Origin of the sequence: Candidatus Rubrimentiphilum sp. (assembly GCA_035710515.1) — a bacterium.
Classification (GTDB): Bacteria; Vulcanimicrobiota; Vulcanimicrobiia; order Vulcanimicrobiales; family Vulcanimicrobiaceae; genus Rubrimentiphilum.
In genome coordinates this window covers 607,256-626,133 of sequence record DASTDE010000001.1, presented here as the reverse complement: position 1 = coordinate 626,133, position 18,878 = coordinate 607,256, and the positions used below count along the sequence as shown (strand labels likewise).

The following is an 18,878-nucleotide window of genomic DNA, read 5'->3' as shown; positions in this document are numbered from 1 at the left end:
ATCAGCTCCGGCGCCAGACAAGCATACTTTGAGTGCCCCAAACGTATGGGGGCAGCGTGCGGATAACGAGTTTGTCGCCGCTGAGTTGAAAGCCGCGCTTCAGCGTCACGCCGACAAGGTTCGTGAACACGCTGGTTTCGATCGTATGAAAAACGGTCGACCCTTTAATCTCGTAGGTGCCGGCGTACGCCAAGAAATCATGCACGGACTCATTGCAGTGCGCCGCCGCAGCTGATGTATCGCCTGACGTGAGCGCCTGGCGGTGTATACCGGAAAGCGTGGCCGACACGCGACCGCTGGCAGTGTAGATCAGGTAACCAACCGGATTAGGCCCAAAGCGAGGTTTAAACGAACCATCTGCGACACGCTCGTTAAAGCTTTCAAGTTTCCATGCACCGACGACTGCGCTCTGCGCCGCCCTTCCGGCGAATTCGGTCGCCGTGGCCAAACCAATAGATGCGACGCCGCCGAGCAGTACCTTACGCGAAATATTCGAGTTCATTTGGCGACCATTCCACGCCACGTCACCCGGCCCTGGACTCCCATTTTGACGTTCGTCCGCGAAGGTCGTAAGATACGTTTATGACTCGCGCGTCTGCTGTATGCTTAGCGCTGGTTTTGCCGTTGCTAGTCTCGACTTCGGCGAGCGCGCAAACCTCAAGCCAGCACGTCCTGCTGACGGCGTGCAACGATACGAGTGCGCCGATTTGGGTTGCCGTCGGCTCGTTTTCTTCACAAGGCTGGTGGAAAATTGAAAGCGGCGCGTGCCGGTACGTGGGCAGTTTCCAAACCTATGGTGTCGGCTTCAACGTGTATGCGCAAGCGTCTGACGGCATCAATTGGAGCGGCAGCACCTACGAGGACGACTGGTACTGCGTCGATGTGAACAACGCGTTTTCGCTTAGCGACGGGTTTAGAAACGATAGCAGCGGGGACTGCCCTTCCGGGTATACGCTCAAGCACTTCCGTTTCATACACACGCCCGATGGTTACGGCAAAGACCAAGATTTTAGTTACACCTACCGCTTCCACATGTAGCGACCGGTTATCGGGTGAACGTGCCTAGGCCGTTCTCGTTCAAGTAATCGATCGTCATTCTCTTCGCGTGCGTCGCGCCGGCTGGAAATGCGAATGTAATGCCGGCGATCCCGTTCGCGTTTTCGCCGGACGGCATATAGGAGAACGTATCGCCGTCCCAGTGCGTAAGTGGAAAGCTTTCGCGCCTCGGACCAATCAACATGACAAGCTGCCCGCTTTGCGCGGCGATCGTCACGGGGCCATAAAAGCGGCTGTTATACGTCCCGGCGTACGCGGCGTTTGCCCGCGCCGGCGCCGGATTTGCCGGCGGTTTCTTATGAGCGAGCGGGCTCGGATTTTCAGACAGCGCTGCAAAGCGCTGAGCGTATGCGGCCAGCCAGTCCCGCTCAGGTTTGCCGAACTCCGCCAGATCGAGGAAACTCGCCGCGATAGCTTCCGGCACGCCGATCGGCGCGCCGTTCGTCAAGACGACGATCCCCAAGTTTTCAGACGGTAACATGAAGACGGTGGTCGCCCCGCCGTTGGAAAATGCCCCCGAATGCGTCAGGCGAAGTCTGCCGGCCGGATCGTAACCGACGTTAATTCCCAAGCCGTAGAAGGTCGCGCGGCTAACCGGCGAGCTCAACGGCGCAAGCATGAGGTTCGGATTGCGCGTCACGAGCAATGCCGCTTCACTCACGACCTGCTTTCCGTTGTATTTGCCGTTAGCCAGCTCAAAGCGCATCCATTGTGCCATGTCGCGCGCGCTGGAACTCACGCCGCCGGCGGGCGATTGCGCGTCCGCGTCACGCGTGTACTTTGCCACCCATGTATTGCCGATACGCACATGAAGAATTGCCTTGTTCTTTGCGTTCCAATAATCAGCGAACCGCGAGCTGGTGGAGTTCATGCCGAGCGGGCGATAGAGCGTGTCGCGCGACAGGTCTTCCCAACTCGTGTGGGCCGCGTTTGCGACCGCTTGCGCCGCGGCGGTTAGACCGAAATTCGTGTAATGATACGTGATCCGAAACGGATCGAGCGGCTCGAACGCCAGGCGTTTAATGACGGCCGCGCGCTTGTAGCCAAGATCTTCAAGCAGATCGCCCGCGTGGTCGGGCAGCCCGCTCCGGTGTGCATACATGTCGGCGATCGTAATGGTGCGCGAAACATATGGATCGGCGAGCGCAAAACCGGGCAGATATTTTCGTAACGGGTCCGTCCATTTGACGACGCCGCGGCCTACGGCTCCGGCGATCACCGCGGCGCCCACCGGTTTTGAAACGGATGCAAGTTCAAAGACGGTGTCGGCGTCAACGCGCTCGTTCGTGCCGGCTTTTCGCACGCCGAATCCTTTTAGGTAAACCACTTTGTCGTTGTGCACGACGGCGATGCTCATTCCGGGGACGCCGGTCTTGCGCTGCATGTTGCGTGCAATCGTATCGAGAGCTGCGACCGCGTGATTGATGCGTTGCGGCGGTATAGTCACCGCGGAAAACGCGGCAGGCGGTAAGCCGGATGCCCAGGCGCTCGATGCACATGGGCCGAGCAAAAATGCAAATATGAGCGTTATCGCAATGCAACGGTTCATTCTTGCGGCTTCTCCGGCCGTGGGGAAAGACCGCCCAACAGCACCGTCATGGCGTCTTGAAATCGACCGACGAGATGCTGCTGCGCGAGTAGTCGCTGACGATCACTTGAATGCGATGCCGGCGCTTGTGCGGATCGACGTATACGGTCGCATGGTCGCCGCTACTCTCGATGACCTGCGCGTCGTACGTTTTGCCGCCGTCGTCCGATACAAAGACGCTGCTCACCGGGCGGTACCCCGTTTGCACACTCGCTTGCCACCGCACGTTGACCGCGCCGTTCACACCGACGCGCACGGAACCGGTGGGCGCGAGAATACGCACGACCGGCGGGCTTGGGCTCATACGCAGCGTTAACCGCCGTCGCTCGCCTTCCAACACAATTGCGGCTGTGCCCGGCAACTGCGGGACGCGATATGCAAAGGGAATCGCTTGGCGCGGCTTGCCGTTTTCGTCGTTCCACACCGGCGTGAAACCGTACGTGCCCAGCGTTTTGCCGCCCGCATCGAGCAGCGCAATGTGCCAGCTGCCGCGTGCGTCGGACTTCAGATCCGCCGCGCCCATGAGCGAGTACGTCGGGCCGAGCAGCGCGGCGTATGTCGAACCCCGCCGCGCCAGAACACCGCGCACCAAGAAGACCGGCGGATCGGGTGGCGTAAGCATTCCATCTTTTAAGTGCCAGTACGTGCACTGCGTCGTGTATGCGTACACGCGCTTGGTCGGAACGATGACGGAGCCGCCCATTAAGTGTATCGTTCCATCGGTGAAAACGCGCTTGCGCACGCCGTTCAGTCGAAGACGCTCGCCCGCAGCGTAGCCGTTCGCGGTCGTACCGGAGCCGTACGGATCCGGTACCACGCCCGTCGTTCCCTTATTGTGATAGGGAAGCTCGCAGGTCGGATCCGGATTCCAGTTCGGCGGCGGGATCGTGTGCGCCACTTCGTGCGCGACCGTGTCGGCGTTCACACCCGCGCGCATCAGCACGGCCTTGTTCCCCAAGTTGAAACTTGCAATCGATGAGCTGCCCATCACGGTATCGTAATTGATCTGTCCCATCACGATCACCATGCGGTTCGCACCGTTGATGTAAGCCGCGAATCCCTGGAAATTGGAAATGCTGGTGGTGAATCGCTCGACCACCGCGAGATTGGCGAAGATGTCGGCTTGATCTTGATCGAACCCCGACAGGACGTAACCCGTCAAGAATTTGGTGGCGTCCCAGAAGTCGTTGTTCTTGATGGCCTCCCATGAAACGAACCAGGAACGTTCGCGCACGGTCGGGAGACTGAACGGCGCGATGGGATAGTAGTCGGGAATCATGCTCGCGCTTTCCGCGCGCAGCGCTTGCGTGATACCGATAATCGGTGCACCTGGTTGCGGCGGCGGCGGCGTAGAGCCGTAGAAGAGAATCATCGGCACGAAGTGCAGCGTCGGCGGATGCGTGACCACCGTATCACCGGTCACTATCACGCTCAGCCCTGTGTCTTCACCCTGCATCGTTACGAGCGTGCCTGTAATGTCGTAACCGCCTTCGTCCAGCGTGAACGGCACGGCCGGTATGCCGGTCCTCAGCGGTAAGTTCAAGACGAAGCGCTTCATCGTACCGTCGGCATTGCGTGGCCCTTCGAGCGGCACGTTGAACACCTGCGAATTCATGATGAGTTTCTTTTGGCCGCGTTGCGAGACGGTGAACGCGATGCGCACGGCTTTGGTTTGCGTGCAGTTCGTCATGATCACGAACGTAATCGCGTGGCGGCTGTTGATATCGACGCGGCTTCCCTGATCCATGTAATGGTTGACGCCCCAAAGCACGGTGTCGCGTCCCTCGATCATGTCGAGTTCCGCCAGAAAGTGCGGCGTCGGATCCAGGTCGTGCAGTCGCGTGAGCTGTTTGCCGGGCATATTCGGAAAGAACGGATCGTCTTGCCACACGCCTTGCGTCGGTTCGAACGCGCCGTCCGCGATCTCGTAGTTGCACGGCGTTGGGGTGGGCGATGGACTGCCGCTCGGCGTCGGGTATGCGGTTGGAGTCGGCGGCGGCGGCGTTGGCGTTGGCTGCGTCGTGGTCTTGGGCCCGGGCGTACGGCGGCCGTAGGGCGGCGGCGTGTACTCGCGCGACGTCGTGTGATCGTTATTGTTCGGCGGCTTCGGCGTGGGCGTCGCCGTCATCTTATGTGTCGGCGTCGGCGAAGGACGCGAAGTCGTGTAATACGGATACGGCGTTGCCGTAGGAACGGGCGTCGACTCTGCGACCTGCTGCCCCCAATACGGTGGAATGTCCACTTGCAAGTGCCAGCGGATCAATGCCGGCCCCGCGCGCGTGCCGCGCACATCCACGCTGGCGCGATCGCCGACTACCGGAACGCTGGTTTGCGATCCACCCCGCGCAAGTTCCGCGCTGCCGCTTACTTCGAAATCCGCGATCGCGCGATCGCCCGGCGGAAGGCCGGTTACCGTGAGCACGGCGGTTTGAATGCCTCCGGTTTCGTGCGAACCTCCAGCTGTTAAAGTCGCATCGATGAAATCTGCCGGAACCGCCTCGCTGCGCTTCGAGCCGGACTGCACGCTGAGTTCGTGACGTCCGAGCGGAGTGCCGGGGTGCACCTGCGCGACGATGCTGCGGTCCGACGCGGCCAGCGTATCGACGTTTTGCGCCGATCCGTCTACCAGAACGCTCGCGGCAGAACCGTCCACGCCGCGCGTCTGCAGTGTCAGTGGTTGACTGCGTTCGAAAACTGAGTTGCCGCCGGTTATCGCCGGCGTATGTGAACTAGCGCGCAACAACTCGCGCGTACCGGCCACGCGTTGCGCCGGATCGCCCGAAACGATACAGCGTGCACCTTCATCCGGATGTCCCTGCGCGTCAAAATGACGGAACACCATAAATGCGGCCACGCCGGCCGGAATAGCAAAGCGATATTTTCCGCGCGCGTCGGTAGTGCTATGGAAATACTTCTGATTGCCTTGCGAGTCGAAAGTGACTACGTAAAAACCCGTTGGCCCGGCGGTATCGCTCTGGACGGTGCCGCTGATCTTCGCGCGCGGCCCCGCGAGCGGTGGCGCGTAAACGCCGGTCTCCGCACCGCTGCCCGCTTCGGACCTTGGCGCAACAGGCGTGAGCGAAGCGGGCGCGGCAGCGACCAGCGCACCCAGCAACACAACGGCAAAGAACGCTCGAACCATAGAGCACCTCCGCGGCTACCGTGGGGTTAGGCGTCGTCGAGGAAAGGCCTATTTGCCAAACCGCGGAGAACCGATTGAAATGGAAGAGATACACATTACCGAGTGTCCGGCGTGCGGCCATCCGATGAGCAGTCACCACGGCCGCCACTGCAAGGATTGCGAGCGGGACGGCGTAGAGTGCGCCGCGCTCGAAGGGGGCGTTGAAAGCCCCGGGGGTTAGCTTCTTTTAGCCGAGCCTGCTACACGAGAAACAGAGTAACGAGCGATCGTTGGTCGCCAGCATCCGTTCGAAACACGGTTCGCAGACCGGCCTGCGCGCTTGCGCCAGCCGCGCGCCCATCGCGATTCTCTCGGCAGTGGCCACTATTGCCCCCGTTGCGTACAGCGTAAGCGACGGCCGTACCCCACGCCAAATCATGCCAAAAGTATACTCAGCCCCTACCTTGGAGAATGGTCAAAATTGCACAGTTTGGGCGGCTGCGTGTCGAATTGACACGACTTGAATAAGAGCAGGTTCGAGGCGTTTTCCGACGGCGTCTTTGCGTTTGCAATCACGCTGCTGATCCTGGGCATCTCGCTGGGCGCGATAGCGGGGCCGCTGAATGAAGCAGCCCTGACGCAACACTTGCTGAGTCTGTGGCCGAACCTGCTGGCATACCTGATGAGCTTCGCCGTCATCGGCCTCATGTGGCAAAACCATCACGCGTTGTTTCGTTTGGTCGACCGCATCGATCGTCGGACGGTATTCCTGAACCTGGCCTTGCTCTGCGTGGTTGTTTTTATTCCATTCGCGACATCAACGCTGGGATCGTACCCGACGCTGAGGCCGGCAGAACTCCTCTACGGATTAACGCTTACCGCATCCGCCACCGCATACAACGGGCTGCTCATGCACTTGGTAAACAGCAAAGCCTTTGCCGCCGGCGTGACCGGCCAAACAATCCGCCCAACGATCGTGGCTTTCCGCATCGGTTGGATAACGTACGCAATTGCAACGCTCGTCGCGCTGGTCTGGCCGATCGCCAGCTTTGCGCTCTACCTTTTAATCATAGGATATTTCTTGGTGCCTCGCGGCGCCGATACGGACCTGGCCACTTAACGGCCTTTCCAAGAAAGGGCCCGCACGCCGAGCTGACCGGCGGCCACTCCCTGGTCGTAGGTCACGAGGGAACCGAGATCAGTTGTGAATTGTGTGACTCGGATCACCACCTCATGCACAGCTCCAACGGACGGGCTCCCAACGAGATAGCAAAAGAGTTAAAAGGACGCAGTAGCGAACGCGGTTGCTGATGGAACCGTTAGATTTAACCAAAGCCCCGCCGCGCAGCCCGCGCGAGAAATTGGACGGCCTCGCAAACCTGCCCCGTTCGATCGACAAGATGCGCTCGCGCCTTCCCGGCGGCAACCCCGGCGTCTATAACATTACCGGCTTCACGATGGTCATGCTGGATGCAATCGGCGTGACCGAGGACCAGTTCCGTGAGGCTGTCGCCCAGGCCAAAACCGACGATGATGTCGCCGCCTGGTTACGCGCGCATGCCAACACCGAGAAGTATGCGGAGTTTAACGAGCGTATTCTCACGCGTCGCGTGGCAGACCTCAAGGCCAGAGATCCGGAAGGGTTTGTGAAGCGATATCCGATCCTTGAGCGGCGGCCGGATATTGAATTAGCGGTCGATATGCTTGAAGCTGACGACGCCGAGATGTTCGCCGCGCGCTAACGCGGGCCGATCACCTCGAAGTTGCGCAGCGGCGCGCTCTTGCCCTTGACGCTGACCGGCTCCAATTCGCGCAGCTCGAAGAAGTCTTTGACTTCATTATATGTTGACTCGCTGACGATGATCTGCCCGCCCGCAGCAACGTTGTAGAGGCGGGCCGCAATATTGACGTCGTCGCCTATCACGGTGTAGTTCATCCGCGACGACGAGCCGAGATTGCCCATCACCACCGCGCCGGTGTTGATGCCCATTCCAACCGTAAACGGCGGCTTGCCTTCGCGCTCCCACCGCTTGCCGAGCTCGCCGATGACGCGCTGCTGCTCCAGCGCTGCCTCAACCGCTTTGCGTGCGTCGCCGGGCGTCGGCTCGGGGGCCGAAAACACGACCATGATGCAGTCGCCGATGAACTTATCCACGTAACCGCCGTATTTGAAGATCACTTCGCACATGGCGTCAAAATACTCGTTGAGCTGATCGTAGATCGCTTCCGCGGTCATCTTCTCGGATGTCGAGGTGAAACCGCGAATGTCCGAATAAAATATCGTCACCTTCGCGCGTTTGCCCGCGAGCGCAAAGGCCGCTTTCGGGTCTTCGCATTTCAGGATGTCGGCAACCACGGCCGGGCTCACGTGGCGGCCAAAGATCTCCGTTACAAACCGCCGCTGCGCGGCCTCGGTCAACACTAAATATGCGATGACGGCGAGCGCGGTGAGCACCATCGCGCCGGCGACGTGCACGAGGTCGAGCCAGTAGAGCCGATAGACAAAAAGCGCGGCGACCAAGCCGGCGTAGGCGAGAATTGCCAGCAACGCAATTGCGATCGCGACGGGCGGACGAAGCTGCGCGAGTCCGGCGGCGAGCAGCACAGGCAGCAATACGATCAGCGCGAGATTCAGCCAGCCCGGCGCGGGGCGCACAAACATTCCCGTCAGCAGCTGATCGATCAGCCGCGCGTGCACGTAGACGCCGGGATAGAGGCCGTTCACCGTGGGAGCGACGTCCGATAAAGCCTGCGCGGTCGCCCCGATGAGCACCAGCCGGCCGCGCGCGAAGATGCGTAGCTGGTCCGGCGGGACGGTCAGCGCGTCAGCAAAGGAGAGACTCTGAGAAACGAAACCGACGTCCACGGCTTGCGCTCCGGCGCGGCCGGTTGTGTCGACATGTCCCGTTTCGTGGAACGGAACGATGAGCAGCGCGCCGTCGAGCGCCGGGATCTCGTTAGCATCGATCCGTTTTCCGCCATAGGTTTGCGCGGCAGCGAGCGCGAGTGAAAGAGCGGCACCGCCCGGCGCTTGCGGCACCGGAACGATGCGCAGCGGCTGACCGATCACGACGCCGCCCGGCGTATCGATCGTCGTAAACCCAAGCCGCATCGCGGAACGCAACGGCGCCGGTGGAATCTCGGCGCCCGGAATGCCGGCCGACGTCGTCGTGACGGTATATCCGATTACCGCCGGAATCCCGCGCGCGGCTGTCGCGAACGCCACGTCTTGCGACGGATCGGCCGACGGTTCCAAGAAATCGATGTCGAACGCAACGGCTTTGGCGCCGGCTTGCGCCAAGCGGCGCAGCAGTTTTCCGTAAACGCTGCGTGGGAATGGCCACGCGCCCAAGCCCGCGCGCGTATTTCCAATCGACTCCTCGTCGATCGTTATCAGCGCCAGCGCATCGTTGGGTTCTTCGTACGCACTCGTATGCGCGAGCACGTCGGCATGCACGCGATAGTCTTCGATCCGGTTAGCGAAGGCGAAACTATGTAAAGGAACGAGATAGAACGCCGCGCCCGCGGCGCTCGCGCATAAAGCCAGCGCGAGCGAGACGCCCAGCCTGCGAAAACGGCGCAATCAGCTCGCCGCTATCGCGCGGATGCGGGTTTCGGTGAGGGCGAGGGCGAGACACACGGCGCGGGCGTCGCAGCTGCTCCGAGCAGTTTGCCGAAATAGTTCGTCTTGCCCGGCGGTGCGGTCACGCACGGCGATGGCGATGGATTCGGCGTTGTTTGCGCTACCGCATGAGAGCGGTGGCCGAATGAGATATGCGGGATCAAACCGCCGATGATCGGCACCTGCGAAACCGCGTTATCCACTGTCTCTTGCGGCAAATTCTGCACCGCAGTGGCCCAATCCGAAACCGGCGCGCCGATCTCCTCGAACTGCGCGACGGCCTGCTCCGTCAAGGTTCCGACGGTTGTTTGAATCTGGCCGTTCACCCAGTTGGCCAGCAACTGTTGACCCGCTTTTAACACGTACTGCTTTCCGTCTTCCGTAGTCACGACGACCGGAAGATTGGGATCGGTTAGGCCGTAGACGTTCACAACGAGATGGTCGCGTCCGTCCACGCCGATGTCGCCTTCGGTTCCGCGCACGGCAATCTGCGCCGTCGGAGTTTGAAAGGTGTAGTTGGCGGGCTTTCCGTTCGGATGCTCGATCTTGAAACGCGTTTTTCCGCCGTAGAGGACGAATTTTGCGGTCGTTCCCTCGAGTTGCGTGAAATATGCCATCTGCACGCGCGTGAGCGACCCCATTGTCACTCGGGAGCTGTCCGGCAACACCACGGCGGCCAGCGATGCGTCGCCGGTGATGGCAAAGTCCTTGTCGACCAAAACGATCGTCGCCGACCGCGCGAGCGGGCGCGTACCTTTTCCGTGCTGGTACGAGACGGAACCCTTTACGCTTTGAAGTTGCTTATCACCGTCCGCGAATACGGCCAGCGGCGCCGCAACGAAAACGGCCAAGACAGCCAATGCAAAAACGCGCATCGTCCTTACCTCGCGGTTCACTTCAGCGCGGGCAGAGCCGGAACCCCTACGAGGCTTCTTCCTCGATCGGATACTTGTTAGCTGCGGCGATTCTTGGGACGCCCGGCGGATAGACGCTGGGGTGATCGCGCATCCACTGACGGCTGAGTACCGTGAGGCATTCGAACGCCTCGAATATGGTTTGGTCCCTTCGCACGGCGCGCATATAGATGATTGCCGGCTCGCAAAGCGTCCAGGCATAATTGACCACGTTCGCGTACGTGTCGCCGACGGCGCGCATCGTGAGGACGTTCTGAAGCACCATGGCGCCTAAAACCTCGTACCAGTTGGCGACGTGCACGTAAGCTCTATACAGTTTCGTCGCAGCGTCCGATGGCGCCGGAGCCCGACGTGCGACGAACGCCCGGAACGATGGGTCTTGCATCGCCGTTGCCAGCGAGCTGCCGCGCAGCACGTCCATCGCGTCGCTGAATTGCGCGTCGCTAAAATTGGAGCGCAAAGTCAGCATCGCGTTAATCGCGTTGCCGGTGCGCAGTTGCCGGATTTGGATGAGTGCCGCGATTGCTGTTGCCGCGATCACTACCGCAGAGACCAGCGACCCGACTGCTGTCCACACTTCCGGCGACATGGACTGTGCATTGCGGCATTTGTCAAGCTTTCCCTCGTACGGCAAAGCGAAGCTTAGAACGAACTCCCGCGTCTGGCTATTGTAACCCGCAGCGGTGCGGCAAGCCGTGCGGCATAGCTGCTAACGTACGAGCTCCAGCTTTGCGCGTCGGGAAAATCGAATGTGCTCCAACCGGCACCAATATAGTAAATGAGCGGCACGCCGGGCTTCGCTCGCGTTGACAGCACTTCGTGCCCTTCGGCGTAGCCGAGCCGCGCGATCGCCGGTGGCGCAAGAATCGCCGCCACGCCGGCCATCCCATTGTCCGGCATTCCTTTCGGCGCCGCAGTCATTCCCTGGAAATCCGCGATCCAGTTCGCACCGTTCACGAACCGTCCACGCAGATCTTCGGGCGGCACATTAACCCGCTGTAAGTTCCGTGGAATTCTAGAGTGCGCGTGACGCCCGGGCCAATCGGAGCTCACGACCGCAATCCCGGCGGTAAGCGGTCCGGTTTGCGGCGACAAGAATGTCTCCTCGATTCGCGTCATGTTCGAGCCTGCGTCGAGAGTAAAATACTTCACTTCGGACACGGTTCGCGTTCCCGCTTGCCACGGCGAGTACGTCAAAGCGAATTCCGCGCGGATCGGGCCGCTCGAGACGAGGCGCCAAGTCGCATAGTTGTTCGACACGTACAGCGTGTCACCCGACCAAATGCCCGACCCGCCATCTCCCCGGCTTGTCCCGTTATCATAAAAATCGCCACCCTCGCCGTGATCGACGTGATACTTAGCGCCCGCGTAAAACTCGTCGACAACAAGATGCCGCACGGATTTCACCCAGACATCAATACCGCTGTTGTTCGTTCCCTCAACTTGTGCGAGCATCGGGCCATAGACCCGGTGCGCGATGCGATCGTTTTCCCACGCAAAGTCCTCCTGACGCTCAGGAACGTAGCGCGCAAACGTTTTCACGATAGGCGCCGGCGTCGCGAGACCGTCGGGTTTGTGAACAACGTAAAACACTTGCGAGCCCTTGGGTGCGATGTCGGTTTGGAAGATCAACGAATTGTGACCGGCGCCCCTATCTTTGCTCGTTAACTGGGAATCGACGACTTGCGCATAGCTTCCGCGCAATACCATGAAGTCTTCCGGCTTATGCAAGCTCGGCCATTCGACCGGTTCATCACGGCACGCGGGGTCGTCGCGGCATTCACGCACCTCGATCGTTTCGCTGAAGCGGTATAATGGCAGCGGATTCGAGACCGTCACCGTAACGGGCAGCGTCTGTCTCAAGAGTTCGTATTTGTACAGTTCGGCGCCGGCGAGCAGCAGTGCGCCGGTTCCGTAGACTTCGCTCTGCGCCGCGGTGGTGTGCTGCGGATCGCGGCCGTGCGGCTGCACGAAACCCAGCATGCCGTCCGCGCCGACGTGCGCTGTCAAAGCATTCCAACCCGCGACGATATGCGACCCATAAACGCGCGCGTCTAAAATGTGCGCGTTCACACCCCACGCGAGGCCGAAATCGATCAAGCCCGTTGCGCTCATCTCAGGCTCGGGATACGCCGAGGGATCAAGCAGACTTGCATGCCACGCGCCGGAGGTATCTTGGAGACTCGCAAGGCGCGCTGCCAGCTCGCGAAAAAGCGCGACGTACTTTGGCCGCGACGGATAGTTGTCCGGCATGGTCTCCAGAGTCCGCGCGATGCCCGCCAGCACCCAGCCATTTCCTCGGCCCCAAAATACCGGTTGGCCGTTAGCTTCGCGTTTTGCGAAATAGTTGTTGTCGCGATAAAAGAGATGCTGCTTTGGATCGTAGAGATAGGCGACGGTCTGCCAGAATTGGCGATCCATCCAATCGATGTAGCGAGTGTCGCCGGTTTGGGCCGTCAGGCGGACCCAGGTTGCCGGCCCCATAAACAACGCGTCGCACCACGACCACTTGTCGGTGCCGCGCGGTGAATCGAGGCGGAGATCTGTTGCGTTCGGAGCCGGGTTTGCTATGATCGTGTCAAACGCGGCGCGCGCGGCCTGCAGCATTGCGGTTTCGTGGTAGCGTTCGTACATGTCGAGATAGCTTTGCGCGATCACATAGTCGTCGGCGAAATATATTCGCTTGCCAAGCTGCCAATTCAATTGCCGCCCCGTCTGGACCATCGTTTGCAGATAGGTGGGGTTTGATGAAATGCCGGCCAGCGCCGTCAGGCCGGCATCGTACACGCCCATCGTCCAATCGGTCGGCGCCCGATCCGCCGGCAAGTGCATCATTTGCCAATGCGCTGCGAGTTGCATGACCGACAAAATACTCTGTGGCAAAAGTTGCTCCGGCGTTTGTGCGGGTGTGGAAGCGCTTGGCAACAGCACGCACGCTGCCACCGCGATCGCGCTAAGCCTACGCTTCATGCACATTTGTGCCGCAGTCCTGAGCGAGCGTAGCGAGTTGAAGGGTCACCATGACACATCGGACACCGCTCCTAACGGGCGTGTGAGTACAATTGTGTCAGATTCCCTCCGAGGCGAGAGTAAATTACCGGGCGGTACGGTTGCAAAATTGCCAGCATTTGCGGCGTCGGAAAGCGAGCCTGATAGGGCTCCATCCATGCAATCTCATCGACCCGCAATTTCCCGCCCGGTTTGATGTCTTGCGCCACGCCGCTTTGTCGCGTGAAGAACGACGGATCTGCGATGCCGGAAACACACCGCTGCGCCAGGCGCGCAATCGCCCCGCCATCCATCGCGTAGAGGTCCTGGCCGTTGGCGCGGCCGATCTCCGCCAAGATCACCAGCGGTTCGATGGCAAAGAGATGATAGTGGAGTGCGCGCGTCCCGCGCTTCATCTCAAGCGGCAGCGTGCCGTCAGATTGAATCTGATCGACGCCGGTTTTATACGTGGCGATTCCCCAATCGTACAGCGCGCCGTCGTTGGCGGCGATTCCGGCGCTGGCGACCGCGACGCCGGCCCAGTAGTCGTGATTGTTCAACTCACCGGACGGCGGATAGTATGGCTCGACCGCGCGCGCCAAGCGTGCAAACCATGCGGTCGTTACTGCCGCATTAGGATCGGCCGCGCCGGTATCGCGAATCTTCAGATACGCCAGTGCCAAACCGCCGAGCGTCCATTCGCGCTCGTACTCGCCCTGATGATTGACTGTACCGTTCATCGCGTCGCCCTGTGCCCAGGCGAAAAGCAAACGAAGGCCGCACGCCGCCGCGTTGCCGTCGCCGCGCGCGGCAGCATCGCTCGCATCGGTAACGCTCTGAAGATAATTTCGGATCGGATTGAGGTTGGCTTCGTTTTGCGCCAGTTTTTTCGGGTCGACGACCGAATGATGCGCGCTATCGATGTAGTAGGAAACGCCGATGATGTTGCGCACCGCTGGCGGGACCGGCGCGCATTGCGGCGTGGCGGGTAGGGCGGCTACGGCCGCAACTAATCCCGCTGACGGGCTCTTCAAGGGTGTAGTCTGCGCCGCCGCGCCAAGCGTCGTGAGTAGAAATGGCGAGAGGGTCAATGCCAAAACCCTATGACGCATAAACATTCCTCTCTGTGGTAGAATCGGCCGTATGAAAAAAATTGCAGTCACCGGTTCCGCGGGCGTGGTCGGCCGCGCACTTTGCGATGATCTTCGGCGCGATCACGAGGTGGTCGCCATCGATCTGCGTGACGCGGACACTATACTGGATGTGCGGGAGTTGGAAGCGCTGACGAAAGCCTTTGCGGGCTGCGACGCGGTGGTTCACCTGGCCGGCTATTCCGACGTGCTCGCCACGTGGGAAAATGTCGCCGCCGTGAATATCGCGGGGACGTATAATGCTTTCGAGGCGGCACGAAAGGCGGGCGTCAAACACGTGATCTTTGCCAGCTCCAATCACGCCGTCGGGATGCACGAAATGGCCGGCGGGCGAGAGTTGTACGAGCCGGGCGCCGGCGTAGTTATTCGCAACGACGAGCCCTTTCGCGCCGACAGTCTGTACGGCGTCGCTAAAGCGTTCGGAGAAGTACTCGGAAAATATTACAGCGAGGCGTTCGGCCTCCATGTTGCCTGCGTGCGCATCGGATCGATTCTCGAAGTGGACTCGCCCACGGATCCGTCGCTCGGCGTTCCGCCCTTCCTGCCGAAACTCAAACCCAGCGACGCGCACGCGCGCTATGCCGCCACGTGGATGTCGAAACGCGATTTTGCGCGGCTGGTACGCGCGATTCTCGACCGCGACGTTCCGTTCGGTGTCGTGTACGGCGTCGGCGACAATCTCACGCGCTTCTGGGATCTCGAACCAGGTCGCGCGCTGTATGGATTTTGGCCGCTCGACGGCGTTCGTTGAAGCGGGTCACGGAAGAATGTAAGCCGTTTTGACAATCGAGTAAAATTCGCGTGCGTAGCTGCCCTGCTCGCGCGGCCCATAGCTCGAACCCTTGCGCCCGCCAAAAGGAACGTGATAGTCAACGCCGGCCGTCGGTAGATTTACCATGACCATGCCGGTTTCCGAATCACGCTTGAAGCGCGCGGCATTCCGCAGCGACGTCGTACAGATTCCGGCGCATAGTCCGAACTCTGTGTCGTTGGCGATGGCGATCGCGTCGTCGTAATCCTTCACGCGAATCACCGCAGCCGCCGGACCGAATATCTCCTCGCGGTTGATGCGCATCTCCGGAGTAGTTTCCGTCCAAAGAACCGGCGAAAGATAGTAGCCCTCGGTGCCGCAGGCGACACGCTCGCCGCCATGAGCGCGGCGGGCGCCTTCGCTTTCCGCGATTTCGAGATACGACACGTCCTGCGCAAGTTGACGCTCGTCTACCACGGGGCCAATATGCGTTCCGGGCTTGAGCGCGTCGTCGACCACGAGCGTCTTCATCTTCTCAATCATCGCCGCCACAAACCGGTCGTGGATCTCTTGCGTCACGATCAGACGGCTGCTCGCCGTGCAGCGCTGGCCCGTAGAATAATACGCACCTTGAACAGCGCAATTCACGGCAACGTCGAGATCCGCATCGTCGAGAACGATGAGCGGATTCTTACCGCCCATCTCCAGCTGAATGCGCAAGAAACGATCTGCGGCCTTGACCGCCAACGACTTGCCCACGGCAACCGACCCGGTAAAACTCAGCGCGTCCACACCCGCCGAGGTTACCAACGCGTCGCCAACCCTCGAGCCGCTGCCCATCACGAGGTTAAACGCTCCCGCGGCCGAGGCGCCGTAGATCTCCGCCAAATTGCGAACGATGATTTCGCTGAGCGCCCAGGCGCAGGCCGGCACGAGCTCGGCGGGTTTAAAAACAACGCAATTGCCATACGCTAGCGCCGGTGCGATTTTCCAAGCGGGAATCGCCAGCGGAAAGTTCCACGGTGTGATCAGTGCCGCGACGCCGGCCGGCTCGCGGGTTATCTCGACGCCGATTCCCGGACGCATCGACGGCACGAGCTCGCCGCTCAGTCGCAAGACTTCGCCCGCAAAGAACTTGAAGATATGGCCGGCCCGCGTCGCTTCGCCGACGCCCTCGGGAAGTGTCTTCCCCTCCTCGCGCGACAGAAGCGTTCCGAGCTCTTGCGCACGCGAGAGAATCTCGCTGCCGATGCGATCGAGCAGATCGAAACGCTGCTGAAGATTGGAGCGCGACCACGCCGGAGATGCGGCTCGCGCCGCCTCTATCGCTTTCTTCGCGTCGTCGCGATCGCCGCGTGTATATTCGCCGACGACGTCGGAAGTATTGGACGGATTGACGCTGCGATACGTCTCAGCGCCGTCGCGCCATTCGCCCCCGATATAATTTCCATGCACGGCCGTCGCGACGCTCATCGTAGTTGTTCTTTGGTGAGTTCGCCCGATGCCGCCAACAAACGCCGGCTAGCCGCGCTGATGTGTTCTTTCATAAACCGGCGCGCGTCGGCAGGATCGTGCCGCGCAAGCGCGTCGTAGACTGCCGTGTGCTCGTCGAGCGAAACGGGCTCGCCGTTCGCGTCGCGCAATATTCGCCTGATCCAGGCTCGCACGACGTGCTGCAGCATCTCGAGCGCGTAATACAAGATGTCGTTGCGGGCAGCGCTAGCGATCGCCAAATGAAAGGTGATGTCGGCGGCGAGATATCGCTCGGTATCGCTGGCAGCGGAGCGCATCTCCACAATACAGCGGCGCAACTCTTCGAGTTCCTCGTCGGTGACGCGCTCCGCGGCCAGCGCAGCAAGTTCGACCTCGATCAATTCGCGCGCTTCAATCGCTTGCCGAATGCTTGACGAGTTCAGAAAGACGGCCCACGAGAGCGGCCGCGAAACAGCTTTCGATCCGCCGCGTCCGACGTACATGCCTCCGCCGGCGACCACTTCGATCGCGCCGACCGCGCACAATGCCTTAATGGCTTCGCGCAGTGATGAACGCCCGACGCGCAACGATTCCATCAACTCGCGCTCCGGCGGAAGCTTTTCGCCGGGCTGCAAGCCGTGCTGCACGATGTACTCGCCTAGGCTCGTGACGAGCTCGTCTACGACGGAACGCCGTTCGATCGGCTCGAGGCCTGTCCGGACCAATCGCTTCAATTGACCACCTTGGGCCTTAGGTCCCATGTAATAGCATTCTATGCCAGCAGGTGATGGATAGGTTGGTTTCTAACCGTCATCTCATCATCCTGTCTGACAAGCAGACAGATTAAGGGGTTGCAGCCTATTCGCATCGTCGCTATGACGGTTACGCCGATCGCCTTTGCCGACCCGCCTCTGCGCAGCTCGTACGGGCTCCACGCCCCTTATGCGCTTCGTTCCATCATTGAACTCCGCAGCGAGGACGGCATCGTCGGCATCGCCGAGACCCACGGAGGCGAGCAAGCCCTCGCCGGTTTCGAGGGAATCCGGGAAACCGTTGTGGGGTCCGACGCCTACGACCTGACGGGGCTCTCCCAGCGGGTCGGCCGCAAGCTGGCCGGGCTGGTCCCGCTCTCGATAAACGGGCCGGTCGACCGCAGCCAAACCTACCATGTCCCGGGCGAAAACCGCCACGACGCGGAGTTGCGAATCTATGCGGCGCTCGAAGTTGCGGCGCTGGACTTAATCGGCAAATCTATCGGGCGGCCGATGTGCGATTTACTCGGCGGGCGCGTACGGGACTCGATTCCGTTCAGCGCCTATCTCTTTTATAAGCATGCCGGCGGCGGCGGCGAGGGCAGCGACGCGCGCGACGATCGGTTCGGCGAATGTATGGCGCCCGGCGACATCGTCGAGCAGGCTAGAACGCTAACCAAGCTCCACGGCTTTCGCACGTACAAACTCAAAGCCGGCGTCTTACCGCCCGACATCGAGATCGAAACCATTCTCCAATTGCGCGATGCGTTTCCGCGCGCGCCGCTGCGCATCGATCCCAACGCCGCGTGGTCCATTCCAACGGCGCTGCAGGTCGCCGGACGGCTGGCGGGCATTCTGGAGTATCTCGAAGATCCGGTTCCCGGAATACCGGGGATGGGTTCCCTGCAGTCGGAGATGCGCGCGGCTAACTGCTCGATTCCGCTGGCGAGCAATGTTGCGATCACAAGTTTTGCGGATATTCCCGCCGCACTGCAGTGCGACGCCGCGCAGATCATCTTGGGCGATCATCATTACTGGGGCGGCCCGCGAGCGATAACACAGCTCGGGCGCATTTGCCAAACGTTCGGGCTCGGATTGTCCATGCATTCGAACAGTCATTTGGGTGTCTCGCTGCTCGCCATGGCTCATACGGCAGCCGCGACGCCGCAGCTAACGTATGCCTGCGACACGCATTATCCGTGGCAAAGCGCAGACGATGAAATCATTGTTGGCGGCCGCGTCCCTATTGTGGACGGTGCCGTTCGCGTACCGGACGCGCCGGGAATCGGCGCTACGCTCGATTACGACCAGCTCGCGCGCGCACGCGAGCGCTATGAAAAGACCCCATACCGCAGGCGCAACGATGCGGATGAAATGCGCAAACACGTCGATCCACAATGGGAGAGAATCGTACCGGCGTGGTGAGTCTTGCACTTCGTACTGGAATTCGCTTATGGTGAAA

The 18,878-nt window shown here is 60.8% G+C and carries 16 protein-coding genes; 5 read left to right on the top strand and 11 right to left on the bottom strand.

All coding sequences use genetic code 11. From position 1 onward, the window contains the following. Nucleotide 1 precedes the first annotated feature (1 nt). Nucleotides 2-502 (bottom strand): lipocalin-like domain-containing protein, encoded by a 501-nt coding sequence (locus VFO29_03145; GenBank protein ID HET9392512.1) that lies wholly within the window; start codon nt 500-502, stop codon nt 2-4. Nucleotides 503-618: 116 nt separating this feature from the next. On the opposite strand from VFO29_03145, the gene VFO29_03140 reads away from it, so the two are divergent. Continuing rightward, a complete protein-coding gene (locus VFO29_03140) occupies nt 619-1,038 on the top strand; it encodes a DUF1036 domain-containing protein (protein HET9392511.1) in 420 nt (139 codons plus the stop codon). A gap of 7 nt (nt 1,039-1,045) precedes the next feature. Here VFO29_03140 and VFO29_03135 read toward each other — a convergent pair whose 3' ends face one another. The 3 genes from VFO29_03135 to VFO29_03125 all read right to left on the bottom strand — a co-directional run bounded on the left by VFO29_03135 (nt 1,046) and on the right by VFO29_03125 (nt 6,204). Further along, on the bottom strand, nt 1,046-2,605 hold the full coding sequence (locus VFO29_03135) for a serine hydrolase (protein HET9392510.1): 1,560 nt from the start codon (nt 2,603-2,605) through the stop codon (nt 1,046-1,048). A gap of 46 nt (nt 2,606-2,651) precedes the next feature. Further along, nucleotides 2,652-5,786, bottom strand: a complete 3,135-nt coding sequence (locus VFO29_03130) for a hypothetical protein (GenBank protein HET9392509.1) — start codon at nt 5,784-5,786, stop codon at nt 2,652-2,654. A 226-nt stretch (nt 5,787-6,012) separates the two neighbouring features. Continuing rightward, nucleotides 6,013-6,204 (bottom strand): hypothetical protein, encoded by a 192-nt coding sequence (locus VFO29_03125; GenBank protein HET9392508.1) that lies wholly within the window; start codon nt 6,202-6,204, stop codon nt 6,013-6,015. Between the two features lie 81 nt (nt 6,205-6,285). Here VFO29_03125 and VFO29_03120 point away from each other — a divergent pair, with 81 nt between their 5' ends. Continuing rightward, a complete protein-coding gene (locus tag VFO29_03120; protein ID HET9392507.1) occupies nt 6,286-6,885 on the top strand; it encodes a TMEM175 family protein in 600 nt (199 codons plus the stop codon). Nucleotides 6,886-7,075: 190 nt separating this feature from the next. Next, nucleotides 7,076-7,507: a DUF5069 domain-containing protein gene (locus VFO29_03115; GenBank protein HET9392506.1), complete on the top strand. Its 432-nt coding sequence runs from the start codon at nt 7,076-7,078 to the stop codon at nt 7,505-7,507. Here the strand turns inward: VFO29_03115 and VFO29_03110 are convergent. The 5 genes from VFO29_03110 to VFO29_03090 all read right to left on the bottom strand — a co-directional run bounded on the left by VFO29_03110 (nt 7,504) and on the right by VFO29_03090 (nt 14,323). Then, entirely contained in the window at nt 7,504-9,348 is a 1,845-nt protein-coding gene (locus VFO29_03110) for an adenylate/guanylate cyclase domain-containing protein (protein HET9392505.1), read from the bottom strand. The two genes, VFO29_03115 and VFO29_03110, sit on opposite strands and share 4 nt — an antisense overlap. 11 nt (nt 9,349-9,359) lie before the next feature. Beyond that, complete coding sequence (locus VFO29_03105) at nt 9,360-10,262, bottom strand: FecR family protein (protein HET9392504.1); 903 nt, start codon at nt 10,260-10,262, stop codon at nt 9,360-9,362. Between the two features lie 46 nt (nt 10,263-10,308). Further along, on the bottom strand, nt 10,309-10,890 hold the full coding sequence (locus VFO29_03100; protein ID HET9392503.1) for a DUF4760 domain-containing protein: 582 nt from the start codon (nt 10,888-10,890) through the stop codon (nt 10,309-10,311). A gap of 53 nt (nt 10,891-10,943) precedes the next feature. Beyond that, a complete protein-coding gene (locus VFO29_03095) occupies nt 10,944-13,271 on the bottom strand; it encodes a glycoside hydrolase family 88 protein (GenBank protein ID HET9392502.1) in 2,328 nt (775 codons plus the stop codon). Nucleotides 13,272-13,342: 71 nt separating this feature from the next. Beyond that, entirely contained in the window at nt 13,343-14,323 is a 981-nt protein-coding gene (locus VFO29_03090) for an alginate lyase family protein (GenBank protein ID HET9392501.1), read from the bottom strand. Between the two features lie 109 nt (nt 14,324-14,432). Here VFO29_03090 and VFO29_03085 point away from each other — a divergent pair, with 109 nt between their 5' ends. Beyond that, nucleotides 14,433-15,191: an NAD(P)-dependent oxidoreductase gene (locus VFO29_03085; GenBank protein ID HET9392500.1), complete on the top strand. Its 759-nt coding sequence runs from the start codon at nt 14,433-14,435 to the stop codon at nt 15,189-15,191. A 6-nt stretch (nt 15,192-15,197) separates the two neighbouring features. Here VFO29_03085 and VFO29_03080 read toward each other — a convergent pair whose 3' ends face one another. After that, on the bottom strand, nt 15,198-16,664 hold the full coding sequence (locus VFO29_03080) for an aldehyde dehydrogenase family protein (protein ID HET9392499.1): 1,467 nt from the start codon (nt 16,662-16,664) through the stop codon (nt 15,198-15,200). Beyond that, entirely contained in the window at nt 16,661-17,398 is a 738-nt protein-coding gene (locus tag VFO29_03075; GenBank protein HET9392498.1) for a FadR/GntR family transcriptional regulator, read from the bottom strand. Before VFO29_03075 ends, VFO29_03080 begins: the two co-directional genes overlap by 4 nt. 141 nt (nt 17,399-17,539) lie before the next feature. On the opposite strand from VFO29_03075, the gene VFO29_03070 reads away from it, so the two are divergent. Continuing rightward, nucleotides 17,540-18,841 (top strand): enolase C-terminal domain-like protein, encoded by a 1,302-nt coding sequence (locus tag VFO29_03070; GenBank protein HET9392497.1) that lies wholly within the window; start codon nt 17,540-17,542, stop codon nt 18,839-18,841. Nucleotides 18,842-18,878: the final 37 nt, after the last annotated feature.